19 protein-coding genes and 1 tRNA gene are annotated in these 16,087 nt (G+C 63.6%); 9 read left to right on the top strand and 11 right to left on the bottom strand.

Annotated elements, in window-relative coordinates; all coding sequences use genetic code 11:
• Positions 1-358: 358 nt before the first annotated feature.
• From FFR93_RS14500 to FFR93_RS40875, 4 genes are all read right to left on the bottom strand, one after another.
• Complete coding sequence (locus tag FFR93_RS14500) at positions 359-631, bottom strand: hypothetical protein (RefSeq protein ID WP_138393728.1); 273 nt, start codon at positions 629-631, stop codon at positions 359-361.
• Between the two features lie 756 nt (positions 632-1,387).
• On the bottom strand, positions 1,388-1,672 hold the full coding sequence (locus tag FFR93_RS14495) for a GIY-YIG nuclease family protein (RefSeq protein WP_138393727.1): 285 nt from the start codon (positions 1,670-1,672) through the stop codon (positions 1,388-1,390).
• 560 nt (positions 1,673-2,232) lie between these two features.
• A complete protein-coding gene (locus tag FFR93_RS14490; protein WP_138393726.1) occupies positions 2,233-3,426 on the bottom strand; it encodes a TCR/Tet family MFS transporter in 1,194 nt (397 codons plus the stop codon).
• A gap of 657 nt (positions 3,427-4,083) precedes the next feature.
• Positions 4,084-4,311 carry a hypothetical protein gene (locus FFR93_RS40875; RefSeq protein ID WP_171049177.1) on the bottom strand — a complete coding sequence of 76 codons (228 nt, stop codon included), beginning with the start codon at positions 4,309-4,311 and terminating at the stop codon, positions 4,084-4,086.
• 37 nt (positions 4,312-4,348) lie between these two features.
• On the opposite strand from FFR93_RS40875, the gene FFR93_RS14480 reads away from it, so the two are divergent.
• On the top strand, positions 4,349-7,324 hold the full coding sequence (locus FFR93_RS14480; protein WP_138393725.1) for an NAD(P)-dependent oxidoreductase: 2,976 nt from the start codon (positions 4,349-4,351) through the stop codon (positions 7,322-7,324).
• A 141-nt stretch (positions 7,325-7,465) separates the two neighbouring features.
• On the opposite strand, the gene FFR93_RS14475 is transcribed toward FFR93_RS14480, so the two are convergent.
• Positions 7,466-9,397, bottom strand: coding sequence for an adenylate/guanylate cyclase domain-containing protein (locus FFR93_RS14475; RefSeq protein ID WP_138393724.1), 1,932 nt, complete (start codon positions 9,395-9,397; stop codon positions 7,466-7,468).
• A 250-nt stretch (positions 9,398-9,647) separates the two neighbouring features.
• A complete protein-coding gene (locus FFR93_RS14470; protein ID WP_064706425.1) occupies positions 9,648-10,055 on the bottom strand; it encodes a hypothetical protein in 408 nt (135 codons plus the stop codon).
• A 261-nt stretch (positions 10,056-10,316) separates the two neighbouring features.
• Here FFR93_RS14470 and FFR93_RS14465 point away from each other — a divergent pair.
• Positions 10,317-10,393, top strand: a tRNA-Pro gene (locus FFR93_RS14465).
• A 72-nt stretch (positions 10,394-10,465) separates the two neighbouring features.
• On the opposite strand, the gene FFR93_RS14460 is transcribed toward FFR93_RS14465, so the two are convergent.
• The gene (locus FFR93_RS14460) at positions 10,466-11,077 is read right to left on the bottom strand and encodes a hypothetical protein (protein ID WP_138393723.1); all 612 of its coding nucleotides are present in this window, start codon (positions 11,075-11,077) and stop codon (positions 10,466-10,468) included.
• A gap of 120 nt (positions 11,078-11,197) precedes the next feature.
• Between FFR93_RS14460 and FFR93_RS14455 the strand changes: the two genes are divergently transcribed.
• Positions 11,198-11,437, top strand: a complete 240-nt coding sequence (locus tag FFR93_RS14455; RefSeq protein ID WP_064694135.1) for a DUF982 domain-containing protein — start codon at positions 11,198-11,200, stop codon at positions 11,435-11,437.
• Positions 11,438-11,462: 25 nt separating this feature from the next.
• On the opposite strand, the gene FFR93_RS14450 is transcribed toward FFR93_RS14455, so the two are convergent.
• The 4 genes from FFR93_RS14450 to FFR93_RS14435 form a co-directional block, all read right to left on the bottom strand.
• Positions 11,463-11,912 (bottom strand): type II toxin-antitoxin system VapC family toxin, encoded by a 450-nt coding sequence (locus FFR93_RS14450; protein WP_138393722.1) that lies wholly within the window; start codon positions 11,910-11,912, stop codon positions 11,463-11,465.
• Positions 11,909-12,160, bottom strand: a complete 252-nt coding sequence (locus tag FFR93_RS14445; RefSeq protein WP_138393928.1) for a type II toxin-antitoxin system Phd/YefM family antitoxin — start codon at positions 12,158-12,160, stop codon at positions 11,909-11,911. The genes FFR93_RS14450 and FFR93_RS14445 overlap by 4 nt, the downstream gene beginning before the upstream one ends.
• 256 nt (positions 12,161-12,416) lie before the next feature.
• The gene (locus FFR93_RS14440) at positions 12,417-12,680 is read right to left on the bottom strand and encodes a hypothetical protein (RefSeq protein ID WP_138393721.1); all 264 of its coding nucleotides are present in this window, start codon (positions 12,678-12,680) and stop codon (positions 12,417-12,419) included.
• Positions 12,681-13,460: 780 nt separating this feature from the next.
• Complete coding sequence (locus FFR93_RS14435) at positions 13,461-14,108, bottom strand: LexA family transcriptional regulator (RefSeq protein WP_138393720.1); 648 nt, start codon at positions 14,106-14,108, stop codon at positions 13,461-13,463.
• 83 nt (positions 14,109-14,191) lie between these two features.
• On the opposite strand from FFR93_RS14435, the gene FFR93_RS14430 reads away from it, so the two are divergent.
• The 6 genes from FFR93_RS14430 to FFR93_RS14405 all read left to right on the top strand — a co-directional run bounded on the left by FFR93_RS14430 (position 14,192) and on the right by FFR93_RS14405 (position 16,082).
• Entirely contained in the window at positions 14,192-14,416 is a 225-nt protein-coding gene (locus FFR93_RS14430) for a hypothetical protein (RefSeq protein ID WP_138393719.1), read from the top strand.
• Between the two features lie 138 nt (positions 14,417-14,554).
• Entirely contained in the window at positions 14,555-14,821 is a 267-nt protein-coding gene (locus FFR93_RS14425) for a hypothetical protein (protein WP_138393718.1), read from the top strand.
• 29 nt (positions 14,822-14,850) lie between these two features.
• Positions 14,851-15,219 carry a hypothetical protein gene (locus FFR93_RS14420; RefSeq protein WP_138393717.1) on the top strand — a complete coding sequence of 123 codons (369 nt, stop codon included), beginning with the start codon at positions 14,851-14,853 and terminating at the stop codon, positions 15,217-15,219.
• On the top strand, positions 15,185-15,583 hold the full coding sequence (locus FFR93_RS14415; RefSeq protein WP_138393716.1) for a hypothetical protein: 399 nt from the start codon (positions 15,185-15,187) through the stop codon (positions 15,581-15,583). The genes FFR93_RS14420 and FFR93_RS14415 overlap by 35 nt, the downstream gene beginning before the upstream one ends.
• Entirely contained in the window at positions 15,580-15,876 is a 297-nt protein-coding gene (locus tag FFR93_RS14410) for a GcrA family cell cycle regulator (protein ID WP_064694143.1), read from the top strand. Before FFR93_RS14415 ends, FFR93_RS14410 begins: the two co-directional genes overlap by 4 nt.
• Positions 15,873-16,082 carry a helix-turn-helix domain-containing protein gene (locus tag FFR93_RS14405; RefSeq protein ID WP_138393715.1) on the top strand — a complete coding sequence of 70 codons (210 nt, stop codon included), beginning with the start codon at positions 15,873-15,875 and terminating at the stop codon, positions 16,080-16,082. Before FFR93_RS14410 ends, FFR93_RS14405 begins: the two co-directional genes overlap by 4 nt.
• The last annotated feature ends 5 nt before the right edge of the window (positions 16,083-16,087 follow it).

Raw genomic sequence — 16,087 nt, 5'->3', positions numbered from 1 at the left:
GATCCATGCGGGCGGCGCTGAGGCTTGTGTGGCGCTGCATCTGCCGAACCTTCCTCACCGCTGTTGAGCCGATGCGTCGCGGTACCACATCGCATCCGCGCTGGCCGGATTTATGCATCCCGGCACCACCTTTCCTCTGCGTTGGCGGGCTTATGCGGGCACCACCTCGCTTCCGCGTTGGCGGCTTTATGTATTCCAGCGCCACCTCTCGTCCGCGCCGGCTTGTGCGTCCGGCACCACCTCTCCTCCGTCATCCCAGGGCTTGACCCTGGGATCCATGCGGCTGGCACTACGTGAATTGATGGAGGCCGTCTGCGGGAAATTAGTAAAGCCGCGTACGTGGCTGTGGATCCCAGGGTCAAGCCCTGGGATGACGGAGTGTGGGGTTGGCGTTCTCGCCCAGCGCGCTGCCGGTGCAGCTTATGCGCCGCTTTGCCGCAGCTGAGGCGAGCTTTTGGCGCAGCACCGCCGGCGAAGGGTGAGGCGCCGCTTTCGTGGCTCCATCGCGCCGGTGAGGCTTTGTGTCGAGGCACCACCTCTCCTCCGTCAGAAGCTTAATCGCGCCTGCGGAGGCGGCCTGTTCAGCCACCACCTCTCCTCCGTCATCCCAGGGCTTGACCCTGGGATCCATGCGGCTGGCTCTGCGGGAATTGATTTGTGCCGCTGAGGGAAAACAACTGAAGCCGCGTGCCTGGCTGTGGATCCCAGGGTCAAGCCCTGGGATGACGGAGTGTGGGGTTGGCGTTCTCGCCAAATGCACCGCTGGCGCAGCTTAAGAGCCGGCGCAGATTGTGGGATGTCGCCTTTGCCGAGGCTTCATCGCCGCTGCTGAGCCGATGGTCACGGCACCACCTCCGGGTTGTGCGTCCCGGCACCACCCCTCGTCCGCGCCGTCTTGTGCGTCCCGCCACCACCTCTCCTCCGTCATCCCAGGGCTTGACCCTGGGATCCATGCGGCTGGCACTCGTGGACTGATCGCCTCCAACTGCAGGGAAACAACTGAAGCCGCGTGCCTGGCTGTGGATCCCAGGGTCAAGCCCTGGGATGACGGAGTGTGGGGTTGGCGTTCTCGACCAAATGCACCGCTGGCGCAGCTTGAGAACCGGCGCAGATTGTGAGACGTCGCTTTTGCCGAGGCTTGTACGGCGCCGCTTTGCCGAAGCTTCCTCACCGTTGCTGAGCCGATGCGTTGCGGCACACCTCGCTTCCGCGCTGGCGCACTTATGCCTCCCGCCACCACCTCCCGTCCGCGCGGGTGGACTTATGCGTCCCGGCACCACCCCTCGTCCGCGCCGGCTTGTGCGTTCCGCCACCACCTCTCCTCCGTCATCCCAGGGCTTGACCCTGGGATCCATGCGGCTGGCCCTGCGGGAAGACGCGGCCGGCATTACCCCAGCGTAAGATAGAGATCGTCCCACCCGGGATTCATCGCCTCGACCAGATCGATCTTCCATTGCCGGTTCCACCGCTTCAATGATTTCTCACGCTGGATGGCGCTGCCGATGTCCCAATGCTCCTCGTACCAGACGAGGCGGGTGCATCCATATTTCCAGGCAAAACCCGGCGTCAGCCCTTCGCGATGCTCGTAGATGCGGCGCTCCAGATCGGAGGTCACGCCGATATAGAGCGTACCTTTTTTCTGGTTGGTGATGATGTAAACATATCCTGCCATGTGCGCAGAGTGCTTGGTCGTGGATCCCAGGGTCAAGCCTGGGATGACGGAGTTTGGGGTGGCGTTCTCGCCACATGAACCGCTGGTGCAGATTGAGCGCCGGGGCAGCTTGTGGGATGTCGCTCGCGCCGAGGCTTGTGCGGCGTCGCTTTTACCGGCGCCTCATTGCGCCGCTAAGCCGAGCGTCCCGCACCACCTCTGTTGCGCGCGGTCGGACTTATGCGTCGCGGCACCATCTCTCCTTCGCACCGGCGGTCTTATGCGTGCCGGCACCACCTCTCCTCCGCGCTGGCTGGCTTTCGCGTCCCGCCACCACCTCTCCTCCGTCATCCCAGGGCTTGACCCTGGGATCCATACGGCTGGCGCGTGTGGAGTGATGGAGTGCAGCTGCAGGAGATTATTCAAGCCGTGCGCTTGGCTGTGGATCCCAGGGTCAAGCCCTGGAATGACGGAGGGTGGGATTGCCTTTGTTGCCAAACGCACTGCCGGCACAGCTTGAAGCCCTGGGATGACGGAGGAGAGGTGGGTGCCGGGACGCAGAAGCCCGTCGCTGCAGTGTTTCAACTCGCCGGCGCCACCTCCGGCTTCTTCAGTCGCAGCATGAGAACCAGCGGCACGGCGAGCGCGTAGACGGCGACGACCGAGAGCCAGATGGCGCCCGGCCATGCCTGCCGGACGAGGAAATAGATGCTGGAAAAGCCGAGCGGCGCGACGATCGAGGCGAGGCTGACGGCCGAGGCGAGCACACCCTGGAACTGGCCTTGATGTCTCTCGCCGACCTGCCGGGTCGCCAGCGACTGCAGCGCCGGCACGCCGATGCCGCCGAGGGTGAAGACCGGCATGACCGCGAAGATCATCCAGCTGCGGTCGGCAAAGGCCATGACGGTGAGCGCGATGGAGACGCCGGCGACGCCGGCAAGGATCGCCCCGCGTTCGCCGAGCAGCTTGACGGCCGGCCCCGGCAGCAAGGCCTGGGCGAGCGTCTGGCAGAGGCCGAAGGCGCCGAGCGACAGGCCGATCGCAAGCCCGTTCCAGTGGAAGGCGTCGCTGCCCCACAGCGCCCAGCAGGTGCCGTAGGCCTCGCCGGTGGCGCTGAAGAGGAAGAAGAGGATGATGACGGGCAGCAGGCTTTTGACCTCGAGCACGGATCGGAGCGGCTTCAGCGGATTGAGCGCGGCACGGTCGATCCTCTCGCGGCTGCCCGGGCGCGATTCCGGCAGGACGAAGAGGGCGAGCAGCAGGTTGGCGCCGTTCAGCGCGGCGGCTGCGATGAAGGGCAGCCGCAGCCAGTGCTCGCCGAGCACGCCGCCGAGGACCGGGCCGATGATAAAGCCGAGGCCGAACATGGCGTTGAACAGGCCGAAGCGGCGGGCGCGTTTCTTCTCCGGCGATATGTCGGTGATATAGGCGGTGGCCACCGAGACGTTGGCGCTTGTCAGGCCGGCGATCGCCCGGCCGATGAAGAGCAGCAGCAGGTTGGGCGCAAAGGCGAGGAACAGGTAGTTGACGGCTGCACCGGCAAGCGAAATCAGCAGCACCGGCCGGCGGCCGAGCCGGTCGCTCAGCGCCCCGAGCACCGGCGCGAAGACGAACTGCATCACAGCGTAAAGCGCGGTCAGCGTGCCGATATAGGGCGCGACATTGTCGGCGTGGGTGATCTCCTGCAAGAGCTGCGGCAGGATGGGGAAGATGAGGCCGATGCCGACGGCATCGAGGACAATGGCGGTAAAGATGACGGTGAGGGATCTGGTCATGGGTGCGTTCCGTGGTCGACGCAAGCGGGGAGGCTCGCCAGCGCATCCCTGATTTCGTTCAAATCACGGAATTGCGTCGCGACGCCGAGGGCTCACGATGAGGCCTGATCTGGTCAGGCGTTGGTTTCAGGGAGTGCTGGCCGAACCATGGCTGATGCGCATGGATGGCGTGTGCTCGACCGCCTGGACGACCCATTCGTCCACCTGTTTACTCCGCCACTGAGCGGATCAAGGGAGGCAGTCGCTTTTCGCGACGGCAAAGACATACGCCGGATGGTTGCGTGCGGCAAGTCTGTTTTTGTGCGGGGGATGGTTGCGGCTGTGATGCTTTGTGGCGCCGCGCTCACGGTTCGCTTCATCGCCCTGGCGAGGCTTTTGTCCCGGCACAACCTCTCCTCCTCCATCCCGGGCACCACTTCTCCTCCGTCATCCCGGGCACCACCTCTCCTCCGTCATCCCAGGGCTTGACCCTGGGATCCATGCGGCTGGCGCTGCAGAAGAGCGATGATCTGAAGCGGAACAATTGAAGCCGCGCGCCTGGCTGTGGATCCCAGGGTCAAGCCCTGGGATGACGGAGTGTGGGCCGGCATTCTCGCCAAACGCGCCGATGACCGGCTCCCGGATGAATCCGGGCGACACCAGGCCTGCCGCAGCGGTTCAACTCGCCGGCGCCCGTTCCGGCGTCGTCACCCCGAGACCCAGAACGAGCGGCACGGTGAGCGCATAGAACACGGCGTTGAACAGGCCGAAGCGGCGCGCGCGTTTCGCCTCCAGCGAGATGTCGGTGATCTTGGCGGTGGCCACCGAAACGTTGGCCCCGATGACGCGTTTCGCCTGTCGTTCGGCGCATATGAGCTTGTCCTGCCCGTGCACTCGCTTCACCATGAAGGCAACTTCAGCTCCGGACAGAGACAGGCAGGCCATGACAGATATCGCGCAGATGCAGGAACAGCGATTGAACGCCCTTCGACAGACCGCGTCGGGCGCGCCGAGACTGCCGTCCAACCCGTTCTTCGGCGTCGGGCCGATCACCGATGCGACGACCGACGAGGTCGACAGCCGCCTGCGGCGCATCGCCTTCGACGCCTGGATCGAAAAGACCTATCGCAAGTTCGACGACAAGGGCAACGATATCGGCGGCTTCACCACGGCCGAGATTTCCCGCAGCATGCATCGCGGCTATCCGGCCGACAAGATCCTGAGCGACATGATGCGGGCGATCCATCGCTATTTCGGTTTCCCGAAGGAGAACCGCATGGCGGTCGGGCTCGGCGGCGGCCACAGCGGCTTCACCGTCTGCATCCAGCACCTGATGAATGCCAACGACGCTTCCCAGCGCGTCTATGTCGATACGCCGCGGCCGGAGAGCGATCCGTCGAAGGCGGCGGGCTTCTTCCGCCAGTCATGGGCGACGCAGCTGATCGAGATGCAGCGCTTCGCCGAAAAGGGCTGCGAGAGCCGCATCCATTTCGCCGCCTCCGAGGGCGTGATCCCGACGGCGGCCGAGCTTGCCGACCTCGGCGTTTCGATCTTCGTCGGCGTCGGCCACGAGACGACCGGGGCGAACGCCTATACCAGCCGCGAGATCCGCGAACTGCTGAGCTGGCTCGACGGCGATCCGGCCAACCGCCATGCGGTGTTCGACGCCACCTCGATGCTCGGGGCCATGCCGTGGGAGCCGGAACTGGTCAGCGCCGTGATGGCGAAATGCTGCCTGTTCATGCCGTTCCAGAAGGCGATCGGCGGCATTTCGGGCTATTTCGTCGCCTCCTTCACCCCGCATGCGCTGGCGCTGATCGAGAAGAACCAGCAGGATCCCGCCTGGGCGATCCCGCGGCAGCTGAAGATCGCCCCGCCGGTCGATCCGCGCCAGCCGTTTTCGGCCAAGCGCTCCGTCGATGCCGGCCCGTTCTACGATGCGGCTGAAGACCGCATGCTGGGCGGCGTCATCAATACCTACAGCGCGCTCGCCTTTGCCGAGACCACCTTCGGCCTGCTGCAGTCGGAGGCCCGGGTCGGCTCCGTCGTCGAGCTCAACCGCCGCTCCGCCGCCAATCGCGCCGTCATCGACGAATGGGTCAAGTTGCATCCGCTGCTGTCATTGACCGTCACCGATGCCGAACGGCGCGGTGCTGCGGTGACGCTGCTGAAGGTCTGGGATGCTGACATCACCGATGCCGCGATCCACGCCCGCATCATCGCCCGGTCGAAGCAACTGCTCGGTTACGAGGGCATCACCCATCCGAACGGCGAACATGAGCCCGGCCTCGACGCGGCCCGCTATGTCAATGCCTTTCCGGGCACGCCGGGCGACTACCGCGCCTGGGTCGGCGGCATCCGCGAGCCGGAAGATGTCGTGGCACTCCTGGAAAATCTGCAATATGCCTATCTCAGAGCCAAGATCGTCGTTTTCGAGGAGGAACTGGCCAAGCACGGCGTGACCTTCGAGGCGCCTGTCAAAGCCGAAGGCGCCGTTCGCAAGGACGATCCGAACCGCGCCTATACGGTGCTGATCGCCGACCTGGTCGGCCTGCGCTTCGGCGCCGACGGCGAGCCTGACCACAGCGAGGTCAAGGCCTATATCGAGGAGAAGGGCGGCGTCTTCCATGTCGGCCCGCTCGGCGACCGTGCCGGCCTCGAAAAGGGCCGCATCCATTTCTTCTATCAGCCGAACCTGAGCACCGAGGCGGAGATCCTGCCGCAGACCGACAGGGGCCAGTACGACGCGCTGATTGCGGCGGCGACCTTCATCCCCAAGGCCTCGGTCTTCCCGCTCGGCGGCGTGCGCATCGGCGCCGGCACCGGCAATATGGGCTCGGCCTCGTGGGGCGGCGGCAACGGCGAGGGCGGCGAGGCGCCTCTGATGAACACGCCCGGCATCAACAGCCGGGCGACGGCCCAGATGGTGATGAAGGCGATCCTGAAGGTCGTTCCCGACCTGCCGGTCGATAGATTGCACCGGATGGTCGCCGAAGGCGATTTCGACACCGGCCGTCAGCTCAAGGATTTTCCGACGGCAAAGCTCGAAGGCCGCAAGATCGCCGTGCTCGGCTACGGCAATATCGGCCGCGAGGTCGCCAAGCTCGCCAGGGCTTTCGGCATGCAGGTTGCAATCTATGCCCGCGAACATCACAAGCGCTGGATCGAGGCCGAGGGCTTCGACTATGCCGCAAGCCCGGCCGAAGCGGCAAGCGGCGCCGATGTGCTCTCCATCCATATCGGCCTCGGCCGCCTGGACGCATCGACCGGCCGCTATTCCAATGCCGGCACCGTCGATGCGAAGGTGCTCTCCGCCATGAAGGATGGCGCTGTGCTGGTCAATTACGACCGCGGCGAAGTCGTCGATCCCAATGCGCTCGACGCGGCACTGTCGTCGGGCAAGATCGCCCATGCGGCGATCGACGCCGATCTCTTCAAGGACGCCGCAACCGGCACGCTCAGCGGCCCGATGCTGCCCTATCTGCCGCTCGAACGGCGCCACAAGGGCAAGCTCGAGCTCCTGCCGCATGCCGCCGCCGACACCGATCACCCCTCGCGGGTGACGGGCGCCAAGCAGGCGGTCGACCAGATCTTCGACGTCATCCGCTTCAAGTCGGTCGTCAATCTCAAGGGCGACCTGCCGGAGGGTTACGTCTCCGCCGGCAGCCGCACGCCGGCCGGCATCGGCAAGGTGACGAAGCAGGCGGTCGCGGAGGCCGCCGGCAAGGCGGAACTGCTGGAGGAACTGCGCCAGGTCTCGGAAAGGATCGCGGCGATCACAGGCGCGCTTTCCGCCGTCTCCGATAGGGATCACCGCCAGCGGATCGTCGAGCGTTACACTGGCCTGCTCGTCGAAAGCGCCGACCGGCAGCGGGCGCTGCTCGAACAGCTCGGCCTCTATGGGCCGGCGGAGGGGTGAGCTTTAGCGGCGGCTCGGCGCAACTTCTCATCATTTGTTCCGTGCCTCTGTGCTCGAGGCCATTGGCCTCCGGGCGCGACGACTCCGGTCCTATGGAGCAACAGCCACCAGCGGCTTGCAAGTGCGTTGCGCAGGGCTGTTCTATGGTTGGCCGGGAGGGTTCGCCTTCTCCGCCTCGCATTCCGGCAGTCGCACGGGTTTGGCGAATTTCGCCAGCGCCTCGGGCTTGGCGCATGCCGGGAAGCCGGCGAGCGGCATCGTCTCTATGAAGCGGTTGCGCTCAATTGTACTGAGGCCGGGTTCGTTGATCATGCTCTCGACCGTCACGTCGGGGTGCTGCTTCAGAGCTTCCATGGCTGAAGCTTTGGCCTCCTCGGTTCGGCCCAATGCCGCAAGCGCGCTGCTGCGGACCACCCAGGTCCACCTTTGGTAGTTGTTGGGCGTCATACGATCCAGCATCGTCACCGCGTCCTGATGCCGCCCGGCCATGAAGTAGGCCGGTGCGAAGAAGTTGGATGCCCACATCGGATAGTTCGGGTCGAGCCGCATGACCTTGTCGACCATTTGAGCGCCGCGTTCGGCTTCGTTGAAGCGTGCGGCAAAGCCGCTGTAAAACGTCAGGATCTCGGACGAGCCCGGCGCCAGGCGAAGTGCGGTGTCAAACTCCGACTTGGCACGGCCCATGTCGCCCTTGTCGGCAAGGCTCATCGCAAACACCACATGAGCTTCAGCATCGCGCGGATCAAGACGCACCGCGCGTTCAGCCGCATCGGCAGCCGCCTTGCGGTTGCCCTCGGGATCGACGCCAAACACACCCAATACATCACGAGCGTGGTAAAGTTCGACCCAGCCCCGTGCCAGCCCCGGGTCCAGCTCGACGGCACGGCTGAGAAAGGCGACGGCCTCCTCCACATCGGCCTTGGTGAAATTTTCAATCTTCTCGGTCCCGAGAAGGTAATAATCATAGGCATTCAGGTTTTCAGGCCGTTTGCGTTTGGCTGCAGCCCGCCCGGCCTCCTGAATCAGTCCCATGCCGCCGCCGAGGCGGTTGGCGACCTGCTCTGCGATTTCGGTCTGGACGGCGAACACGTCCTCAGCCGGCCGGTCCCAATTCTCCGACCACAGATGGCGGCCGGTTTTGGCGTCGATCAACTGCGCTGTGATCCTTACCCGGCCGCTCTGCCGCTGGATCGAGCCTTCCATGACAAAGCCGACATGGAGCGCAGTTGCGACCAGGCGGGCATCCACCGCCTTGCCTCTATAGGCTTCCGTCGAATTGCGCGCCACCACCTCGAATTCGGGAAACCGCGCGAGGTCGGTGATGACGTCCTCGGTCAGGCCATCGGCCAGACGCCCGCTCGCTTCGTCGCCGCCATAATTGCTAAAGGGCAGCACCGCCACCGACGGCTTGCCGCTCAGAGGTTCCGGCCGGAGAAACCACCAGGCGGCGCCGCCGCCCGCCAGAGCCAAGGCGACGATCGCCGCGGCAAGCGTTTTGGCCGAGCGCGATCTCATTGCGAGAAACGGGCGACGCGCCCGTTTGCCGTCGAGCCTCAGCCGATACATCCGCACCGGGCGGCTGATGTTCCTGACCTGCTGCTCGCCGGCGAAATCGAGCGGCCAGTCGACTTTGCCCTGGAGGTGATCATATGCCGTGCCCGAGACCAATACGCCGCCCGGCTCGGCCAAATGCTCCAGCCGCGCGGCGACATTCACCCCATCTCCATAGAGATCGCCATCCACCAAGGCCACGTCGCCGAGATTGATCCCGACGCGGAATACGATACGTTCAGGTTCCGGCAGGTCGGCGTTGCGTGCCGCCACGCTATTCTGAAACTCCGCGGCGCAGGCAACTGCATCAACCACGCTGTCGAAGGCGACGAGCGCGCCGTCGCCCATCAGCTTGATAACGGTGCCATGGCGCTCGGCGATGGCAGGATTGATCAGTTCGGCGCGGATAGCCTTCAGTCGTCGGATGGTGCCGGCCTCATCGGCCTCCATCGCCCTGGAATAACCGACCATATCCGCCGCCAGGATCGCGAGCAGCTTCCGATCGAGTGCGAGGGTGCCCATCATCGTTGCCTTGCATGAACATGCAACAGTGTCGGCAGTCTACACCCGCGCAAGCGCCGCAACCAGCACATCGCCAAAATGGCATGTTTGTTTCCGGCGGAAAAAGGCCACGAACTGGCTTCGGCCTCCGCAAATCTCGGGGCGAACCGGACAAGACAAGCCCGAAAACGAGGAAAGGGGGATGGCTGAGCTTATTGTGGCTCGAGGCGGCACTCGGGCCGCCCGCTGCTCAGCCCATACGAACCGCCCGTCACTTCTGTTCGGGCGCCAGGAACTCTGCGCAATAGGAGGGGCCGTTGACGCCAGGGATGTCGGCGACGGTGCGGATGTCGCGGATCGTATAGTCGGAATTGGTGGTGATTTCCGCCTGGCAACGCAGATAGGCGGTGCGGGCAGCAGCGATCTGCTTGCCGCGCTTGCCATCGGCGCCCTCGGCATATCTAGCCGGAATGCGCACGGTCTTGTAGCCGCCGCGCCAGGTATAGATGGTGCTCGAACCTTCCTCGCGATCGCTGATCGGCGGCCCGTAGGCGGCAAAGAAGATGCCGGCCGATTTGCCGACCCAGCGGGCCTCGATCGGATTGCCGGCGGAAGGAATGGTTGTGCATCCGGCAAGCGCAATGGCAAGCCCGGCCGCTGACATGGTGCGGAGTTTCATCGTGTCGTCCCTGATCTCTAGCGCAATGGCTGCGAAGCCGCCGTCACGGCGGTTTCGCCTGTCCCGCCGAGCCCTTTAGCGCGGAACCCGGCAAAAGAAAATTGCCCCTTTTGCACTTCCGTTCGATTTGCCCGCGGTGTGTCTTTTTGCTGCAGCAGCCGCTTTCGCCGCCGTCATCAACCCGTCAAAAATTCCCTCGGCTTTTTGAAATTTGGCGCTTGTGCAACCAGATAGGCTGTTCTATAGAAGCGCCGCTGGTCACGGAGTGTAGCGCAGTCTGGTAGCGCACCACGTTCGGGACGTGGGGGTCGAGTGTTCGAATCACTCCACTCCGACCAGCTAGAAACCCCGCTTTGGCGGGGTTTTTCGTTTCTCGCTGGTGTTGCTGCGCGTAAAGTCACAGACGCGGCTTAAGGAAACGCGTTTGGCAAGCTGTTGTCCAGAATATAGAAGTGCTCGCCGATCTTTCTGACGCCGACGACCTCGTCCGGACCCGGATCGAGATTGACGCATTCTTTCTTGTTTTCCAAACAGGATTTCTGAAGGCGCTGTTGCCAGGCAGCGGATTGCGCGCCTTTGGGCAAGGCGATCTCGTCACTCTCATCATAGACGAGCGTCGAGTATGTCTTAGCCCTGAACGTGTCGTCCCATACGAATGTGCGCAAGCGCGGCGCCTCGTCCGGCGGATCGCTTCGTTCGATCTCAGCCAAATACGCCTGCCTGGTCAGCGCAAATCGAACGCTGTCGGGCGTTATAGAGGCCGTGGCGAGGAGATAAAGGGCGAAGAGCAACAGCAGGGGCGCTGTCAGGAGAGACAGGACGCGTCGCCAGCGCCGCAGCGCCAGGTTGAAGCACATGGAGCCCGCAACGGCGATCAGCGTCGCGAGCCAAATGATAAGACCGATCGTTCCCCAGTCCCATCGAGGCGCAAGCCAGTAGAGCCAAACTTCCGCCAGAAGCGGCAACAGCCAGAGGGCATATGTCCACGTAAACCGGTCGCTACGTTTTTCTGGCTTTGGCACGTTTTGGCTACCGGCAAGTTGATTCGCTCAGCGACAATAACATGTGAGATAGTCACCTCAACTGGAACGAGTCCGAACGCCGCTCGTTGAGTCGCGTGTTCCGCGTTGGGGGGTTGCATCATGAGCAGGCGACGAAGCTTCAAGCCGGTGAAGATCACCATCAATGGCAAGACCAGGACCGTCTATAACGTCGTCCAGGCCGGCAATACCTTGCTGAACGATTGGCCGGAGCAGACGCCGGCGGCCAAGGCTGCCGAGCTGCTTGTGCTCGATGTCTTCAACGATGTTGCCGAGCCCGAGCAGGTGCGGCGGGCATTCATTACCGCTGCCAAGGCGAGCGACATCAAGTTCAGTTCCTGACCGGCCTCACCGGCCGATGGGTTAATCACTCCCGGCGGAAAGCTGCGGGAAGATCCACAGGTACATCAAGCGGCTGGAAATGCCGCAAATTTTCCGCGACGACGGTGAGGTCATAGGCGCGTGCCGTCGCCGCGATGATGAGATCGCCAAGGCCGGGATGACAGCCTTTGCTTTCGGCCTCGTCCGCCAGGGCGCCGGCGATCCGCGCGACAAGGGCGTCCATCGGCAGGATACGATCCCCGAAACTGTCGGTGATGAAATTCAGCCATTGCGAAAGCCGCTTTGCCCGCTCGATGCCCCCGCGACGGTGAAGGCTGCGCATTCCCTTTTCGACTTCGGAAAGCGTCATGACCGACAGAAAAAGCGCGTCGGCTTCGCCCCGAGCGTGGAACCATGCTCGAACGGAATCCGAGGGTGGTGTGCGATCCGGCGCAAACTTGCTGATAATGTTCGTATCGAGGAGATACGCGGTCAAAGATCGGTATCCCTCAATTTTGAGGGGTTGCGCTCCAGTTCGACGCCGCCGGGGAAGGTCAGCAGGAAATCCCCGAAATTCGGCCGCGGCTTGCTGAGTGCCTTCCTTGCAGCTTCGGCCGCTTCCACGGAAACCAATACGGCGGCGGGCTTGCCATGGCGGGTTATGGTTACGAATTCGCCCTTTGCAGCTTCATCCACCAGGCCGGCGAAACCAGCCTTTGCCTCCGCGACGCTGATTGTCGACATCGCCACCTCCTGTCCAGTATGACCATATGTAGTCAAAATAGGCTGGCCGCGGCTGGAATCAAGGAAAATTCCCATCCACGCGGCCGAGAGGATCGCGGCCATGATGCCGAAGGCGATGCAGGTGATTGCTTGAATCCGCCAGGAGACGAAGGTGACCGGCGCCGGAATGATGGGCTTCTCGGCGCATTCACCGGGCGGGCAGGCGCAGCCGGAAAAGGCTTTGATGACGCAATCGGCGGACATGTCCTTTTCTCCCTCAGGCATAAAGCTGATCGCCATCCGTGATGCCCATGACCTCGCGGGCATAGCGGTAATGCGCCTCGACGCTGGCTGTGGCGCCGCGCAGCCATGACGGGCCGCGCACCGAATGCTCGGGGCGGCCGAGATAGGCAAAGCCGAGCGCGCCCATGCGCTGGGCCTCGTTGGCCATATAGGCTGCGCAGTCGCCGAGCCCTCGGGCAGCATTCCAGCGGGCGTCCCGCCGGCTCTGTTCGGTCTCGATCCCGCGGATATGCTGCATCGCTCTGCCCTCTTTCGTGCCGGCCCTCGGCGTCGAGCTTAAGGTATATATCATACCTCAGATCGTCAATTAGAAAAGGTATAAAGAATACCCAAACGGTTGACGAGGTACGAATCGTAGGCGTATGTCTCAGGCAGATGATTGGGCGACCGGGTGCAACTCCCGAGCTGACGAAGCCCAGCGGCGCGGGAAGCGAAAGTCCTTAAGTGCGCTGTCAGAAAATCAGGACGAGGGCGAAGCGAATGGCCCCTCTGGCACGTGTCCCATCCCGGCTCCGGCCTTCAGGACATGGCCAATGCTCTCCCGGCTTCATGGGCCTTGCTCATGGGGTAGGGGGAAGCTTTGGCCGGAACCCTCCCTCACCAGCCTTCAGGAACTGGAAAGAGATGGAAGAGAGAAGGAGTGAGAGAGATCAGTATATCGCAGGCGCGCGGCGCGGCGGCGATGATCCGCTCTGCGGCGCGTCGCGGCTTTCAGATTTTGAGGCCTGCCTTCGAGGCGGTTGTTTGCAGCCGTCGGTCTCGCAAGGTTGCTGCATGCATTGCGTGTGGTGATTGAAGCGCCGGGCGGAGCCGGCCTCGGGCTTGCGAGAGGTTCGCATCAAAGCAGGATCGCCAGCTGGCGCCGAAGCACGGCAAGTGTCGCGATTTGGAGCCAGGTCTGCCGGTTCGTGAGCGCAGGCGGATGATCTTGAATCTTTTTGGGAAGTGGTTGGAATTTTGCTGGAATGATAAGCGTTAAGCCACTGAATGAACTGGCATTTTCCGGGGTGCCTTGCTATCACATCTCGATCACCGACCGGCGGACGCGGCCGACGATGGTGACGGCGCCCTGGAATTCCGGCGGCGGCACCTCCTCGTAGGAGGCGGGCTGGAAGGGCGGGTTGTCGTTCGGGCGGTAGCGCTTGTAGGTCGCCGCCCCGGTCTCGTCGGCGACGACATAGAGCGCGTTCGGCGCCAGGCGCTTGTCGCGCCGGTTGACGAAAATGATCGAGCCCGGTGGCGAGATCTTGTTCATCGAATTGCCCTCGACCTCGAGCGCGATCCAGTCGCCGTCGGGCAGATCGAGCGCGGCGACGGTCGGAAATTCCGAGAAGTCGGTGATCGGCGCCTGCTCGGTCAGCTGCCCGGCGCTGACCCAGGAGATCTTCGGCACGTCGGCGACGGAGACCGGCCGCTCCTCCGGATCGAGCGCATCGCCGGTTCCGAACTGCAGCCAGTTGAGATTGACCCTGAACGCCTTGGCATATTTCTTCGCATCGGCAATGCCGAAGCCGTTCCGGCCAGACTCGTGCGCCTTGTAGACATTGGCGTTCCAGCCGAAACGATCGACGATCGCCTTCGGCCCGGCAAAGCCCGCGTTCTTCCTGGCCATGACCAGACGCTTTGCGCGTTCTTCGCGCTCAAATTGTTCCTGATCTTTCAACATGATATAAATAATACCCTAAAAAAAGGTACATGTAATGCCCTAAATTGCTTGACGTGCGGGGTATTTTACGTACCCTTATCGCCATGACAAGCACTGAGATTACCAACAACCGGCCCCGGCTTTCGGGCTTTGCCAATGCCCGCTACACCGGCTGCCCGAACTGCGGCAGGACGCTATCGATCGCCGAGGTGATCGAGCGCCATTGCGAGAGTTGCGGCCGGCAGACCGAGCCGGAGGAGATGCGGCAGATGCCGGTCTTCCCCGGTCCCCAGCCGATCACCAATTCCGACAGCCTCACTCCTCCCTGAAGGCTTTCGGCAGCTGGCGTCGTCGCGCTCCCTCGGCGACGCCAGCCCCTTCCACAAGTTTGAAAATGAACGATCTGGCCGGCGCCCGCCTGGCGGGAAGGGCCGGCTGCGGATCGAAATGAGAAAGAGGATCAAGCGATGAGCATCGCCACAGCCTATCAAGGCACTGACATGAACGCCCTCGAGCTCTTCCGCTCCGGCAGGGACTATATCGAGATCGCCAGCATTCTCGGCATGTCGGTGCCCGCCGTGGAAATGGAGATCCACCGGCTTCGCAGCGCCGAGAAGGGCGACACCGCCCAGCAGGATTACGCCGCCGGCAAGGCCAGGCGGTTTGCCGGCCGCGCCGCCAAGCCCGGCGCCCTGGTCGGTTTCGCCGGCGCCCGACGCAGGCTGCGCATTTGAGGGGAGCTCTCGAGCGGGAAGGCAGTCGCATGGAAAAGCAAGAGATCCACAAGGACATCATGGAGATCCTCAGCCCGGTGCTCGGGCAGGAACTGGCGGAGGCGATCATCGAGCATCGCAGCCGCACGCTGAAGAAGCCGCTGACGGCCTATGCGGCGAGGATCCAGGTCAGGGAGTATCTCAAGACCGGCAATCCGGTCGAGGCCGCCGAGATGCAGATCCTGCGCGGCTGGCGGGCGATCAAATCCGATTGGTATTTCAATGAGAAGGCGAGGGAAGCCGGGCCAACCAATGCAAGCGTGGGCAGAAGGACGACGGTCGATGCCGCAAGAGATTTCCTCTCCGGTGAAGATCATAGCGGGGATGCTTTCGGGCTTTCCGGCCTCCGCCGGCATTGATCCCGACATGCAGATCCGCGCCTATCTAGTCGCCATCGACGGCATTCCGGCAGAGGCGGTCTGGCGCGCCGCCAGGCTGTTCCTCTCCGGCAAGGTCAAAGACCATAACCGCGCCTTCGCCCCGAGCTCGGCGAGCTTCGCCGAAATCGCCCGCCAGCAGCAGGCGGTGATGACGGCGCAAAGCCGCCCGCGCGTCGAGGCGCCACCCGAACAGCCGCAGCCGAAGGTCGCGGCCGAGAAGATGCTGCTGCTGAGACAGGCGGCAAACGGCAGCCGCAGCGCCAAACGGGCGCTGGCTGAGATGTTTCCCGATAATCCGGTCATCGCAAAGGCCGCACGAGACGCACAGGAGGCAGTGGGATGAGAGATCTGTTCTGGACGGAAGACAAGATCGTCAAGGCGCAGAAGCTCTGGCAGGAAGGGTTTTCGGCGCGTGAGATCGCCGAACTCTTCGGCTCGAAGAAGAACACCGTCATCAACATGGCGCATCGCAACCGCGACAGGTTTCCGTCAAGGCAGGATGCGCGCAAGCAGTTGGCGACCGCCGGCGCGGCGCCCGCGCCGATCCGCCATCCCGACCGTGTCAGGCGGGTGACGCTGTCGGGCGCCGAGGTGACGATGCCGCGTGTGCCGACGATCGACGGGCCGGCGCCATGAGCGCCGTGACCAGCGCCGTGACCCCGCGCGAGCGGGAAATCATCGGCTGGATGGCGCAAGGCAAGACCGCCGCCGAGATCGGCACCATCCTCGGCATCTCGCCGATCACCGTCAACACCCACGTTGCCAACGCCAAGGCGAAACTTGGCGTGTTCAAGGAGACCGCACTGGTCGCCGCCGCACTTCGAAACGGCATCATTCGATAGGAAGG

This window comes from Rhizobium sp. MHM7A, assembly GCF_005862215.1.
Taxonomy (GTDB): Bacteria; Pseudomonadota; Alphaproteobacteria; order Rhizobiales; family Rhizobiaceae; genus Rhizobium; species Rhizobium bangladeshense.
Note: the sequence above shows the minus strand (reverse complement) of the source record. Positions and strands in the feature narration are given on the sequence as shown.